The 12,990-nt window shown below is 69.4% G+C and carries 14 protein-coding genes; 8 read left to right on the forward strand and 6 right to left on the reverse strand.

Annotated features, from left to right (window positions below):
• Positions 1-64 precede the first annotated feature (64 nt).
• From ACFY1U_RS10850 to ACFY1U_RS10860, 3 genes are all read left to right on the forward strand, one after another.
• Entirely contained in the window at positions 65-1,147 is a 1,083-nt protein-coding gene (locus tag ACFY1U_RS10850; RefSeq protein WP_390693778.1) for a substrate-binding domain-containing protein, read from the forward strand.
• 471 nt (positions 1,148-1,618) lie between these two features.
• On the forward strand, positions 1,619-3,316 hold the full coding sequence (locus ACFY1U_RS10855; RefSeq protein WP_390693779.1) for a purine-cytosine permease family protein: 1,698 nt from the start codon (positions 1,619-1,621) through the stop codon (positions 3,314-3,316).
• 375 nt (positions 3,317-3,691) lie between these two features.
• Positions 3,692-3,907 (forward strand): hypothetical protein, encoded by a 216-nt coding sequence (locus tag ACFY1U_RS10860; protein ID WP_390693780.1) that lies wholly within the window; start codon positions 3,692-3,694, stop codon positions 3,905-3,907.
• A 470-nt stretch (positions 3,908-4,377) separates the two neighbouring features.
• Here the strand turns inward: ACFY1U_RS10860 and ACFY1U_RS10865 are convergent, their stop codons facing one another.
• The gene (locus ACFY1U_RS10865) at positions 4,378-4,953 is read right to left on the reverse strand and encodes a TerD family protein (RefSeq protein ID WP_390693781.1); all 576 of its coding nucleotides are present in this window, start codon (positions 4,951-4,953) and stop codon (positions 4,378-4,380) included.
• Between the two features lie 154 nt (positions 4,954-5,107).
• On the opposite strand from ACFY1U_RS10865, the gene ACFY1U_RS10870 reads away from it, so the two are divergent.
• The 3 genes from ACFY1U_RS10870 (at position 5,108) to ACFY1U_RS10880 (ending at position 6,639) form a co-directional block, all read left to right on the forward strand.
• A complete protein-coding gene (locus tag ACFY1U_RS10870) occupies positions 5,108-5,521 on the forward strand; it encodes a sec-independent translocase (protein WP_390693782.1) in 414 nt (137 codons plus the stop codon).
• Positions 5,522-5,531: 10 nt separating this feature from the next.
• Entirely contained in the window at positions 5,532-5,762 is a 231-nt protein-coding gene (locus ACFY1U_RS10875) for a hypothetical protein (RefSeq protein WP_390693783.1), read from the forward strand.
• 217 nt (positions 5,763-5,979) lie between these two features.
• Positions 5,980-6,639, forward strand: coding sequence for a zinc ribbon domain-containing protein (locus ACFY1U_RS10880; RefSeq protein ID WP_390693784.1), 660 nt, complete (start codon positions 5,980-5,982; stop codon positions 6,637-6,639).
• A gap of 57 nt (positions 6,640-6,696) precedes the next feature.
• Here ACFY1U_RS10880 and ACFY1U_RS10885 read toward each other — a convergent pair whose 3' ends face one another.
• The 5 genes from ACFY1U_RS10885 to ACFY1U_RS10905 form a co-directional block, all read right to left on the reverse strand.
• On the reverse strand, positions 6,697-8,403 hold the full coding sequence (locus ACFY1U_RS10885) for an LCP family protein (RefSeq protein ID WP_390693785.1): 1,707 nt from the start codon (positions 8,401-8,403) through the stop codon (positions 6,697-6,699).
• Between the two features lie 89 nt (positions 8,404-8,492).
• The gene (locus tag ACFY1U_RS10890; protein WP_390693786.1) at positions 8,493-8,684 is read right to left on the reverse strand and encodes a hypothetical protein; all 192 of its coding nucleotides are present in this window, start codon (positions 8,682-8,684) and stop codon (positions 8,493-8,495) included.
• A gap of 154 nt (positions 8,685-8,838) precedes the next feature.
• Positions 8,839-9,510, reverse strand: a complete 672-nt coding sequence (locus ACFY1U_RS10895; RefSeq protein ID WP_390693787.1) for a transglycosylase SLT domain-containing protein — start codon at positions 9,508-9,510, stop codon at positions 8,839-8,841.
• A gap of 136 nt (positions 9,511-9,646) precedes the next feature.
• Positions 9,647-10,009: an ArsR/SmtB family transcription factor gene (locus ACFY1U_RS10900; protein ID WP_390693788.1), complete on the reverse strand. Its 363-nt coding sequence runs from the start codon at positions 10,007-10,009 to the stop codon at positions 9,647-9,649.
• Positions 10,010-10,144: 135 nt separating this feature from the next.
• Positions 10,145-11,239: a TerD family protein gene (locus tag ACFY1U_RS10905; protein ID WP_390693789.1), complete on the reverse strand. Its 1,095-nt coding sequence runs from the start codon at positions 11,237-11,239 to the stop codon at positions 10,145-10,147.
• Positions 11,240-11,485: 246 nt separating this feature from the next.
• Here ACFY1U_RS10905 and ACFY1U_RS10910 point away from each other — a divergent pair, with 246 nt between their 5' ends.
• The gene (locus ACFY1U_RS10910) at positions 11,486-11,752 is read left to right on the forward strand and encodes a GlsB/YeaQ/YmgE family stress response membrane protein (protein ID WP_390693790.1); all 267 of its coding nucleotides are present in this window, start codon (positions 11,486-11,488) and stop codon (positions 11,750-11,752) included.
• 187 nt (positions 11,753-11,939) lie between these two features.
• Positions 11,940-12,989: a phosphate ABC transporter permease subunit PstC gene (pstC, locus tag ACFY1U_RS10915; RefSeq protein ID WP_390693791.1), complete on the forward strand. Its 1,050-nt coding sequence runs from the start codon at positions 11,940-11,942 to the stop codon at positions 12,987-12,989.
• Position 12,990 lies beyond the last annotated feature (1 nt).

A 12,990-nucleotide genomic window follows, 5' to 3' on the forward strand; every position in this document is an offset into this window, starting at 1 on the left:
CTCTGCGAGGGCGCCGGGGCCCGGACCGGGATCCGCGCGCCCCATGCCCTCACGGAGGTGATCTGTGCATCCGGTGCCGTCCACAGGGAGCGGCGACTCGAGCACGGCGCTGGTTGTGGCTCTGGTCGTGCCGTTGCAAGGGCCGGCGGGGGTCTTCGGCCCGTCGTGCGAACTGGCCGCGCAACTGGCCGTGGAAGAGCTCAACGCCGCGGGCGGCGTGCTGGCCCGGGAGGTCCGGCTCGTCACGGTGGACGGCGGCGGATCGCCCGAGCAGGTGGCTGCCGAGGTCGAGGCACTGGTGTCGCTGGGCGCCGTCGACGGAGTGCTGGGCTGGCACACCTCGGCGGTCCGCCAGGCACTGCTGCCGCGGATCGCGGGCCGGGTGCCGTACGTCTACACCGCCCAGTACGAGGGCGGCGAGCGCACCCCCGGAGTCTTCCTGACCGGCGAGACCGACGCCGCCCAACTGCTCCCGGCGATGCGGCTGTTGGCCGAGGCGACCGGGGCGCGACGTTGGTGCACGGTGGGCAACGACTATGTGTGGCCGCGGGTGACCGCTCGTGCCGCGCGCCGGTATGCCCGAGCCTGTGGTGGCCGGGTGCGGGACGAGGTCTTCGTGCCGCTGGGGACGCACGAGTTCGGGCCGGTGCTGCGCCGGATCGAGCGGAGCGAGGCCGACGCGGTGCTGATGCTGCTGATCGGGGACGACGCGGCCCGCTTCAACCGGGCGTTCGCCGCATACGGTCTTCACCAGCGGAGTCTGCGCCTGAGCACCCACATGGACGAGAACATCCTGCTGGCCACCGGTGCCGAGGCCACCGACGGGCTCTGGGCGGCGGCCGGGTTCTTCGAGACGCTCGCGACCGCGGAGAGCCTGGACTTCAGCGCCCGTTACGCGGCCCGGTTCGGGGTGCAGGCACCCGTCGTGGGGAGCCTCGGCGAGTCCTGCTTCGAAGGGGTACGGCTGCTGGCGGCGCTGGCGGAGCGGACGCGGTCGCTGGATGTCGGGGCGATGTGCGCCGTCGCGGACACCGTGTCCTACGAGGGCCCGCGGGGCGTACTGCGGCTGGACGGCAACCATCTCGCCCAACGGTTGTATCTGGCACGGGCGGACGCCTTCGACTTCCACATCGTCGCCCAACTCTGACCCCTTGCCCTCCGGTTGGGGCTGGTCAGCGCACCTCTCAGGCCGCTGTCCCGTGTGGCCGTTGACAATACCCTGCCGCAGAAATACTTTCTACGGGAAGTATCAAGCGAGGCAGGTTGCCATCCATGCCCCCGCCGGATCGTACGCAATCGCGCAATTCGCCCTGCCTCCGTAAACAGCCGCCACCCACGCGGCCGCCCGACAGAGAATTGCACCCGGAATCCTCACAGAACGCTCACCAGTAGCCCTGGAAAGCAGGAAAGTGACCAGCTCAGAGGGCACATCCAGACACCCTGACCAGCCTTCCCCCATTCCGGATGCCCTATCTTCTACGCGCGTCACATAAAGGGCTCGTTAAAGAACTCCCTTTTAAAGGACGTGAAACACCTGGGAAACAGAAGGACCTGACTCTTCCCTGAAAACACCCGGGTCATCCGGGTCGTGGCCCTGCGTCCAGAAGAGGGAAGAGTTGTGACGGAGATCGTCGACAAAGAAGCGCCACCGGCGAGTGCGGGCGGACGGACGTACAACAACTGGGCACAGAACGACACGTTGGAGGACTACTCGCTGCGCTACGCGCCGAAGTCCTTCCGCCGTTGGACCCCCTACGTGGTGGCAACCACGGCCCTGGGCGGCATCGCTTACCTCGCCGACTTCGCCATCGGCGGCTCCATCGCCATCTCCAACGGCTTCTCCAGCGCCATGGTGGCCATCCTCGCCGCGGCAGTGGTCATCTTCCTGACCGGCATCCCGATCTCGTACTACTCGGCCAAGTACTCCATCGACATGGACCTGTTGACCCGGGGCGCGGGCTTCGGCTACCTCGGGTCCACGCTCACCTCGGTCATCTACGCCAGCTTCACCTTCATCTTCTTCGCCCTCGAAGGCTCGATCATGGCGCAGGCGCTGGAGTTGGGGCTGCACATCCCGCTCGCTGTCGGCTACTTGATCTGCTCCCTCATCATCCTGCCGCTGGTCATCTACGGCATGACGGCGCTGTCCAAGATGCAGGTGTGGACGCAGCCGGTCTGGCTGGTGCTGATGGTCGCGCCGTTCGTGTCCATCGCGATCCAGGAGCCGGGCAGGTTCTCGCAGTTCACGCACTTCGCCGGCAACTCCCCCACCGGCTCCAGCATCAGCATGCTCGGCGTCGGCGCGGGCGCCGGCGTGGCCCTGTCCCTGATCGCGCAGATCGGTGAGCAGGTCGACTACCTGCGGTTCATGCCCGACAAGACGCCCGAGAACAGCAAGAAGTGGTGGGGCGCGGTGCTCTCGGCCGGGCCGGGCTGGGTGGTGCTCGGCGCGGCCAAGCAGATCGGCGGCGCCTTCCTCGCCTTCTACATCGCCGGCAGTGTGGGCCTGTCCAAGGCCAACGAGCCCATCCAGCAGTACGTGCACGGCTTCAAGACCTTCGCCGCGCCCGTGGCTCTGGGCCTGGCCACGTTCTTCGTGATCCTCTCCCAGATAAAGATCAACTCGACGAACGCGTACTCGGGTTCGCTGTCCTGGTCGAACTTCTTCTCCCGGCTGACCCACCGTCACCCCGGCCGCGTCGTCTACATCTTCCTCAACGTCGGAATCGCCCTGGCCCTGATGGAGGGCGGCGTGTTCGGCTTCCTCAACACGGTGCTCGGCTTCTACTCCAACGTCGCCATCGCCTGGATCGGCGCGGTCGTCGCCGACCTCGTCATCAACAAGCCGCTGAAGCTCAGCCCCTCGTACATCGAGTTCAAGCGCGCCCACCTCTACAACTTCAACCCTGTCGGCTTCGGTTCGATGCTCATCGCCTCGGCCGTCTCCATCGCCGCGTACTTCAACGCCTTCGGCGACTACGGCAAGGCGTACTCCCCGTTCATCGCGCTGTTCCTGGCCATGGTGCTCTCGCCGCTCTTCGCGGTGCTGACCAAGGGCAAGTACTACATCGCCCGTGTCGACGACCTGGAGGAGCCACTGCTCGGCGCCGACGGCCTGCCGTCGGCGGTCACTCTCACCTGCGCCGTGTGCACCACCGACTTCGAGCGGCCCGACGTGGCCAACTGCTCCTTCCACTCCGGGGCCATCTGCTCCCTGTGCTGCAGCCTGGAGAAGGACTGCCACGACTCCTGCAAGAGCGGCGCCGGCACCGGACCAGTCGCACTCGCCATGCCCACCGTCCGATCCGCGGACTGACCACCCACCTCACATCCCTGTGTCATCGGCTCCGGCCCGCGTCCTTCGACACGGGCCGGAGCCGATGTCGGCCGGCACATGTCCCGCCGCGGCGAGCAGCGCGCACAGCACGGTGAACGCAGAACTGCCAGGAAAACCAGCCTCCTCCCTACCAGTCGGAGCCGCGTGTCGTTCAGTTCCCGGCCATCCCGGCGATATCGGGGCAACGGAAGCGCGGGAGAAGCACGAGCACGCACCGGCCATCGACCGCGCACCCGCCCGGGCTGGGGACGCGCGTCCGGCCACGTCGCGCCGGGTATCCCTCGGACAGTCCCTGCGGCCGGCGGTTTCGGACACCGACGCGCCGCGACCCCATATTCACGGAGGTGGAGCAGCATGCCCGAGACCAACGGACTGGAGCCCGTGGCGACCTTCTGCGGCAACTGCGACTGCGGCTGTCCCCAACTGTTCGTCGACCCGAGCGCCCCCGCCGAACAGCGAATCATCCTGACCGACGACTTCGGCCAGCGTGTGCAGATGAGCGCTGACCAGTTCTCCCACCTGGTCTCCGACGCCAAGGCCGGCAAGCTCGACGGCATCGCCGTGCCCTGACCCCGGCTACCGCCCGACAGCGTGCCCATGGCGTGCCCTCAAGACCGGTCAACCGCGGTCGACCGCGGCGCGATCCCGCACCCGCGAGCGCCACCTCAGAGCACATACGGCCAGGGCCAGAGGCTTTCCGGCTCTGCAAGCGCCGCAGCGCCGTCGGCGGCAGCCGCTTCTCGCGTTCCCGAGTACGTGTGCTGCGCACCGGTCTCGTCGCCGGCGGACACCGTCGCCGAGGCCGAGCACGACGCTGTCCGAAGCCCGCGAGGCCGGTGAGACCGGATGGCCCGGGCCCTGACCACCCGCCCGCCGGCCCTCTGTCGCACTCTGCACCGGCGGCACGCACACCACGGCCGCGACCACGGTGACGGTGATCCCGCCGAGCGGCCGGTGACGGCGAAGACGCGCCAACGGCAGCCCGGTCTGTCCAGGAGCCATCGGCAGCCCTGACCTGCCTCGGCGACCGAGGGCGGCGGTCAGACGTTGACCCCGAAGTCGGCCGCGATGCCTCGCAGGCCCGACGCGTAGCCCTGGCCCACCGCGCGGAACTTCCACTCGCCGCCGTACCGGTACAGCTCCCCGAAGACCATGGCCGTCTCCGACGAGGCGTCCTCGGAGAGGTCGTAGCGGGCGATCTCCTGGCCGCCCGCCTGGTTGACCACGCGGATGAAAGCGTTGCGCACCTGCCCGAAGCTCTGGCCGCGCGACTCCGCTTCGTGGATGGAGACCGGGAAGACGATCCGTTCGATCTCGGACGGTACGGCGGCGAGGTCGACCTTGATGGACTCGTCGTCGCCCTCGCCCTCACCGGTGAGGTTGTCGCCGGTGTGCTCGACCGAACGGTCGGGGCTGGTGAGGTTGTTGTAGAAGACGAAGTGCTGGTCGGAGGCGACCTTGCCCGACGCGTCGAGCAGCAGCGCGGAGGCGTCCAGGTCGTAGTCGGCGCCCGTCGTCGTCCGTACGTCCCAGCCCAGACCGACCAGCACCGCGCTCAGGCCCGGCGCCTCCTTGCTCAGCGACACGTTGCCGCCCTTGCCCAGGCTTACTCCCACGGCTCTTCCTCCCGACTGCGGACTGTTTTCCCCGTCACTGGGCTTCAACGCCGACACCACCGCGACGGTTCCCATGCTTGCGCAAGCACTAAAGTATCGACGCCACAGGGTCCCGCGCCGGGCGGGCCGGCCCGGCGAAGGCGAAGGGTGCCTGATGTTCTCCGATGTGGGCCCGATGGAACTGGTCACGCTGGCTGTCCTCGCCGTCCTGCTGTTCGGTCCGGACAGACTCCCGGAGATCATCCAGAACGTGACCGGGTTCCTGCGCAAGGTGCGGGAGCTCTCCGAGAGCGCCAAGGACGAGATCCGCTCCGAACTGGGGCCGGAGTTCAAGGACTTCGAGTTCGAGGACCTGCACCCGAGGACGTTCGTACGCAAGCACGTCCTCCACGGCGACGGCGAAGGCCTGGGCGACGGCTTCGGGCTCGACGAGATCCGCGGCGCCCTCGACCCGAGGGCGGAACTGACGCAGGTCGCCGAAGCGGTGCGCGAAGCGGCCGACGAGATGCCGCGGGAGGATGCGGCACCAGGGGGCGCGGCGACATATGTCGACTTGCGCAAGCCTTAAACTGACGGCTGTGGAAACGATCGGCGTAACGGGATGGGAGACCGCGGTGCTCAGCGGAGGGCCTGCGGACGGACTGCGGATGAAGGTCTCCGACCGGCCGCGTGTGATCCAAGTGACGTATCCGTGCCAGGTGGAAGCCGGACCGCAGGGCCTGCGCGCGGAAGCGGTGTACCTCTACCGCCGCGACTACGGCGTCACGAGCGAACCTCTGCGGTACGGCTTCGACATAGCCAGCCCCTGATGGACCGGGCTCGCGGAGATCGGCGCGGCGGGCTCCGCAGCGGTGCTCTCGCAGGCCCCGTGCTCCAACTTGCCCCAGCGACAAGGCAGTCGATGCCCTTGGCGTACTCATGCCGGGCGCAGGGGCGACGGGGTGACTTTCCGGCCATCGAGAACCAGTACTCTTCCGCCTGCGTCGTACGGCAGTGTGCCGACGGCCCGACCTGTGGGGGGACCACATGAGCAGCGAGATCTACTTCAGCAACAACTACCGTGACCTGTGTGAACGCAACGGCACCGGGGCCGGCTTCCAGTTCGAGTTCTCCTGCTCCCGCTGCTACGACACCTGGCGGTCGCCCTTCGAGGCATACGTCGGCGAGCGGGCCGCCAGCTGGCTCCAGAAAGGGGCCGACGTCGCCTGGAGCCTGCTCGGCAACACGGGCAGGGGCGTGACGTCGGCGGCCGACGGGCTTGCGGGGGCCGGCTGGGGACAGGCCCGCGACCACGCCTTCCAGCGGGCGATCAGCAATGCGCAGGGGCACTTCAACCGCTGCGCCCGCTGCACCCATTACGTCTGCGGACGCTGCTGGAACGCCGCGCAGGGACTGTGCCTGAATTGTGCCCCCGACACCGCGGCCGAGGCCATGGCGGCCCAGCAGCGTGGTCTGAACGACATGGCCTCGCAGCGGTCCTACGCCGCGGGGCAGGTGGCGGGGCAGACCTACGACCCGTCCGCGCCCCGGCAGTTGGTCTGTCCTCAGTGCCGTACCGAGGCCCATGGAGCCGCCTTCTGCTCCGGCTGCGGCTACCACCTCGCCCAGGCCAACCAGTGCGCCTCCTGCTCCGGCGTCGTACCGAACGGGGCGGCCTTCTGCCCGGGTTGCGGCACACGCCAGTAGCCGGCGGCCGATGTCAACTCTCGCGCGTGGCGGCGGGCGCAACGGCGCCCGCCTGCTTCACGCGTCGGAGTCGGGCTTGGCGGCGGCAGCCGCGTACGCCTGCGCCGGGGTCATCGGCACGCCGTTGATCTGCACGGTCTTGTAGGGGCTGACCTCGGCACAGGTCTTGGCCTGGTCGGCGGTGGAGGCGTGCGCGTGGGAGACCGCGGCCTGGGTGTCGGCGGGCGTGGTCGAGGAGGTGCCGCCCGGGTAGCTGTGACCGCTCGGCCAGTCGCTGCCGATGACCAGGGTCAGGCGCGTGCCGTTGCCCTGCTGCAGGCGGGAGGAGGCCAGCCCCAGCGCCTTCGCGACCGTCTGGGCCTCGGCCTTCTGGCCCGTGCCGTAGGTCAGCGTGGTGGTGGTCGCGGCACTCGGCGCGTTCGCCGTGGTCGTGTCGGAGCTGAAGCCCTGGTCGGTCAGGGCCGTAGCGATCGTCGAGGCTCGGCCGGTGATCGTTGTCCCGTTCTCCACCGTCACGGCGATCTGCGACGCGGGCACGGCCGAGGCGGTCGCGGTGGCTTTCGCCGTCGCGGAGGCCGCCGCGGACTTCCTGCCGGCGCCGGTGGTCAGCGACTGGTCGCCCGCGATGGTGGAGAACAGGCTCCTGGCGCCCGCGCCCACCACTACATGGTCGCTGTTGGCCGGGTCGGGAGCGGTCTGCATGGTGGTGAAGGTCATCCGCTTGGCGGGGACCTTGTCCACGTCGGCCGCGAGCGAGATCAGCTTCTTGACGCTGCCGAGGCCGTCGTCGACAGTCAGCGCCTTGGTGGCGGCGTCCGCGAGGTCGTAGACCTTGGTGGGGTCGGTGAGTGTGCCCGCGCTCTTGAAGTTGCGGATCAGCGCACTCAGGAAGATGTGCTGGGAAACGGTACGGCCGAGGTCGCTGCCGTCCCCGAAGCCGTGCCGGGAGCGGACGAACTCCAGGGCCGCGACGCCCTTCAGGGTGTGGGTGCCCCTGGACAGCTTCAGGTGCGAGTAGGTGTCGTAGACGTTGTCGCTGACGCAGACGTCGACACCGCCGACCGCGTCGGACATCTTGACCACGCCGGAGAAGTCGAGCTCGACGAAGTGGTCGATGGGGATGCCGGTGAGCTGGTGCACGGTGGCCACCTGACACGCGGGGCCGTACTGGAGCGCACTGTTGATCTGGCCGTAGTAGCCGACCGTGGACTGGCCGGTCGCGCTGTCCCTGCAGGCCGGGACGTGGGTCATGGTGTCCCGGGGGATGCTCATCACGGTGGCGTTGGAGCGGTCCGCGGAGACGTGCACCACCATCTGCACGTCCGCGTTCCCGTGGCCGGTCTGCACCCCGGTCTTCGAACAGCCGCCGCCGAGCCTGCAGTCCACCGCGCTGGTGCGGCCGTCGGAGCCCATCACCAGGATGTTGATCGGGGTGCGGCCGAAGGCGTCCGCCTTCTCGGTGCCGCCCTTGCCGTCGAGCGAGACGCTGTTGATGTTGCCGTTCAGATGCTGGTAGAACCACCAGCCGGCGCCCGCGGTGGCCAGGATGAGGACGGACAGGCAGATCGTGGCGATCTTCAGCACCCGCCTGCCGCGGCCCGTCAGCCGGACCCGGCGCCGCGAGTCCGTACGGCCGGGCGCGCGGGAGGCCTCCGGTTCGCCCGGTGGGCGCACCCCGTCCGGACCGGACCTGCGCTGCCCGGGCACCGGGCCGGTGCGGCTGCGCGTGGCCCGACCGCCCTGGCCGTCCCACCGGTCACTCATCTTCCACTCCCATGAACAGTCGGGCCCGGCAGGCGGGGCCATCGGGCTACGGACGGACGTGCACGGCGGGGTACGGCAGACCCGTGCCCTCAGCTCTTGCCGCCCTGATACCGGTTGATCCACGCGGCGCCGGCGGCCAGTGCGGCGAGACGGCCGGCAGCATGCGCCAGTTCCGCCCGCAGCCGTCGGCGCCGCCGGGAAGAACTCGCCCTCAACAAAGCCGCACAGAGCCCTTCGACCTCGGCCAGGGCGGCGGCCGGCCGCAGATGCGCAGCCCGCACTCGCTGAATCTCCCCGCGCGGCATGCACGCACTCCTCCCCCGACACCGGGCTCGACCCCGATCACTTCTATTATTGCGCAATGCTGCAATTAACCCGGCTCATATCGGGAAGATCGGGCGACGGCCGCCGTCTGCACCGGTGTCCCTCGCGGCTTCAGCCGGCTCCGACAGCGCTTCCCGCCTTGGCCCAGTTGGCGTTCAACTTGTCCAGGTAGCACTGCGCCTGACTCCCCGGGGTCGCGCCGCGTGCGAAGGCGAGCATGTTGCCCGCGCCCGTGTTGTAGCCGAGGGCCAGCAGCTCGTTCCTGGTGTACGCGCCGTGCCAGGTAGCGGGCAGTCGGGCCGCCAGGTCGTGCAGGTACCAGGCTTCGGCCTCGATCGCGAGGTCCCGGTCGTCGGGCAGTTCCTCCCACCGTCGGTCGGCGAAGTCCCGGCCCTTCCTGACCTCGTCGAAGGTGGCGCGGTGCATGTTCGCGATCCCGAAGGCGGCGTCCGGCTTGTACTTCTGCCAGGCCCGCTCGAGGGACGGGTCGTGGGGCTTGTACGACTCGTTGTAGAGGATCGCCATCAGCAACTGGGCGCTGACGCCCGTCTGTCGAGCCCGGGTGCGAACCTGGGAGGCGTAGTCGGCCGGGTCGTACGAGGAGGCCGTCGCCGCCGACGTCGAGGGAGCCGCTGGCGCGGCCGGAGCCGAGACGGATGCTCGTGTCCGGGGTTGCGGGTCGCCCTGTGGGGTGCCGGCCACGCGCACAATGACGTACAGCGCCACGGCGAAGACCACCACGGGGAGCCACCGCCAGCGCTTCGGCGCCTGTGACTCGGACATGTCTCGCCCCCTCTCGCGCCCCGCCCCGTCGGCCGGCACCCTTCAACAACAGGCGCATCAAGTACTGCGTGAGGCGCCGCCGTGTCCGTTCCGCAGCAAGGTCCGGCTCAGCGCCGCCGTAACGGCCGCGGCGGTCTCAGGCACCTGCCGCGTGCAGTCGGCGCACCGGTGCGGCGGGCTCGCGCGTACGGGCGGTCAGCTGCCGGACCATCACGCGGACCACGGTCACGACGTCGGGGTCGTCGACGTAGTAGACCTGCCGACGGCCGTCACGTCGGGCGCGGACGAGCCCGGCGAGCTTCAGCTTCGCCAGGTGCTGGCTGACCGCGGGCAGCGCGCCGCCGACCCGGTCGGCGAGATGCGTGACGTCGCTCTCGCCCTGGGACAGCGCCCACATGATGTGCAGCCGGGCCGAGGAGGCGAGCAGTCCGAACGCCGCGGCCGCCTCCGCCAGGAGCTCGGCGGACGGATCCTCATAGCCACCGACGTTCTGCGCCACAGTCGTCTCCCGCCCCACTCTCGTCACAGCGCCCGCACACGCGCGCACCCAGTGTAGGCGTACGGCCCCGGTGTGCCGGCGGCACCGGAGGCCCGGCCGTTCCCGTCGGAGGCCGGGCAGGCCGCAGTCCGCCGGTCATTCCTCGTAGTAGTTGTTGACGATCACGTCCGGTTCGTCGTCGTCGAACGCCTCGTTCAGCAGCGCTCCGCCGACCAGACCGGCCGCACCGGCGCCGATGAGCGCTCCGGCGCCGAAGCGGCGGCCGCCGCCCTGCTGCTGGTGGTCGTGGTGGTCCCCGTACGGCTGCCCGTATCCCTGCTGGGGATAGCCCTGCGGCGCGGGCTGCGGGTAGCCCTGCTGGGGCGGCGTGTAGAACGGCGGCGGCGCGCTCTGTACGCGCTGCGCGCAGCCGCCGCACGTCTGGATCGGCCGGGGCACGCCCCACTGCGGGGACCAGGTCACGGTCGTCGTGCCGGGGCCGTGGTTGGGGTCGAAGAAACACGTCACGGGGGAACTCCCGGTGGGTTGCGGGGTGGGGGCGAACGCCGGTGGCGGCGGGGAGACTACGGTCGGAGTGGGGGGCGCGGGCGGCACGTACGCAGGAGTGCTGGCCGGCGCCGAGGCACTCGGGGCCGAGGCACTCGGGGCCGGGCTCGGAGGCGTGTCGCGCAGGACGTCCACGCCGTAGTCGGTAGCAATGCCGGCCAGTCCCGAGGCGTACCCCTGGCCCACCGCGCGGAACTTCCACTCCGCCCCGTGCCGGTACAACTCGCCGAAAACCAGGGCGGTTTCCTTCGACAGGCTGCCGGAGGCGAGGTCGTAGCGGGCCAGTTCGGTGCCCGCTTCCCGGTCGAGGACACGGACGTGGGCACGGTGCACCTGTCCGAAGCTCTGGCCTCGGGAGGCGGCCTCATAGAGGGAGACAAGGAACACGATCTTCGTGACGTGGTCCGGGACCAGGGCGAGGTCGACCTGGATCTGCTGGTCGTCCCCGCCGGCCGGGCTGCCGCCACCGGAGTGGCGGACCGAACCGTCGGGGCTGGTCAGATTGTTGAAGAAGACGAAGTGCCGGTCGGAGAGCACCTTCCCGGACTGGTCGCACAGCAGTGCGCTGGCATCCAGGTCGTAGCCGGTGTTCGCCTGCCAGCCCAGCCCGACCGTGACCGCAGTCAGGCCCGGGGCCTGCTTGCCCAGCGACACGTTGCCGCCCTTGGTCAGGGACACACTCATGCACGTCCTCCGCAGTTGCCTCTTCCGCTTTCCGCGGTTTTCCTGGTCAGCTCGACTCTAGCCCTTCACTTGCCGGCTTGCGCAAATGTCTTGATCAGGTGACAGAACCTCAACGGCTCATCTGCACCGGCCGGCAGAGTCTCGTCAACGCACCGCGACTGTTCCTAGTCTTGCGCAACCAAGCAACGCACAGCATCGGGCACTCGGCGGACCCCGCCCGGCCCGACCCGACTGGAGGACAACACCTTGGGCATCATCAGCTGGATCATCCTCGGCCTGCTCGCCGGAGCGATCGCGAAGATCCTGCTGCCCGGCCGCGACCCGGGCGGCCTGATCGGCACCACCCTCATCGGCATCGCGGGTGCCTTCGTCGGCGGCTGGCTCTCGGCGCGCTTCCTCCACCGCCCGGTGGAGAAGAACTTCTTCGACCTCTACACCTGGGGCGCGGCCATCGGCGGCTCCCTGGTCCTACTCATCGCCTACCGGATCCTGTTCGGCAACTCGCGCGACTGACCCTTTCGCGACGCATATCGCGTCCTCCGTGCGGCGATTTCCACAGCAGCCCCACCGAAGTGACATGAACCGTTCACTGATCATCCACATTTCACGCCTCGCAGCGACAGGATTCGGCCATTGACTCTCACCGCACGGCGCCCGCTCGGAGCCGTGCGGGGCCATTCGTTTCCCTCTGGAGGCGCACGTGCTGTCCGCTCAGGAGGACTCCGGCAGAACGGGGTCCGACGGATCGGAGTCCGGTAGACCGGAGTCCGACAGACCCGTACCGCGCAGGCCGCACACGGCCCGCGGGTTCGGAGACCGGGTCTTCCGCTTCCAGTTGACGGCCACCGGGGTCGTCGTCCTCGGCATCATGGCGGCCGTCGGACTCTTCCTCCTGTTGAGGGCCGCCCAGGCGCTGCGTGCCACCGGGCCCTCCTTTCTCACCACCGCCCAATGGCAGCCGGACGTGCACCACTTCGGCATCGCGGCCGTGCTGACCGGTACCGTGCTGATCGCCGCCGTCGCCGTCACGATCTCGGTGCCACTGGCCGTCGGGACCGCTCTCTTCATCTCCGATGTGGCACCGCGCAGCCTGCGTCGCACGTTGGTCACGTTGGTCGACCTGATGGCGGCGGTGCCCTCGGTGGTGTACGGGCTGTGGGGGCTGTTCTTCCTCCAGCAGCACGTCATCGGCCTGTCGCGGTGGCTGTCGGACTGGTTTGGCTGGATACCGCTGTTCACGGTGGACGGCACTCAGCCGGGAGAACCGCTCGCCTCCGAGAGCGTGTACACCGCGTCGGCCTTCGTCGCCGGAATCGTCGTCGCGCTGATGGTGGCGCCGATCCAGTGCTCGGTGATGCGCGAGGTGTTCGCGCAGGCGCCCGCGGGCGAGCGCGAGGGGGCGTACGCGCTGGGCGCGACCCGTTGGGGCATGATCCGCGCGGTCGTCCTGCCGTACGCCAAGGGCGGCATGATCGGCGGCACGATGCTCGGGCTCGGGCGGGCGCTGGGCGAGACCATCGCCGTGTACCTGATCATCTCGCCGGTCTTCGTGATCCAGCCGCACATCCTGCAGACCGGTTCGAACTCGGTCTCCTCGCTCATCGCCCTGCACTACGGCGACGCCTCCGCCTTCGGCATGTCGGCGCTCATGGCGGCGGGCCTTGCGCTGTTCCTGCTCACCCTGGCGGTCAACTTCACCGCTTCCTCCATCGCGGCCCGCTCCCGGTCCGGCGCGCAGAGCGAGGCATGAG

Source organism: Streptomyces sp. NPDC001351 (assembly GCF_042896045.1).
Lineage (GTDB): Bacteria > Actinomycetota > Actinomycetes > Streptomycetales > Streptomycetaceae > Streptomyces.

Excerpts from the sequence above, each read along its gene's own strand:
- ACFY1U_RS10880 (WP_390693784.1), top strand. The coding sequence starts at position 5,980 with ATGAGCAGCGAGATCTACTTCAGCAACAACTACCGTGACCTGTGTGAA.
- ACFY1U_RS10870 (WP_390693782.1), top strand. The coding sequence starts at position 5,108 with ATGTTCTCCGATGTGGGCCCGATGGAACTGGTCACGCTGGCTGTCCTC.
- ACFY1U_RS10860 (WP_390693780.1), top strand. The coding sequence starts at position 3,692 with ATGCCCGAGACCAACGGACTGGAGCCCGTGGCGACCTTCTGCGGCAAC.
- ACFY1U_RS10895 (WP_390693787.1), bottom strand. The coding sequence starts at position 9,510 with ATGTCCGAGTCACAGGCGCCGAAGCGCTGGCGGTGGCTCCCCGTGGTG.
- ACFY1U_RS10905 (WP_390693789.1), bottom strand. The coding sequence starts at position 11,239 with ATGAGTGTGTCCCTGACCAAGGGCGGCAACGTGTCGCTGGGCAAGCAG.
- ACFY1U_RS10885 (WP_390693785.1), bottom strand. The coding sequence starts at position 8,403 with ATGAGTGACCGGTGGGACGGCCAGGGCGGTCGGGCCACGCGCAGCCGC.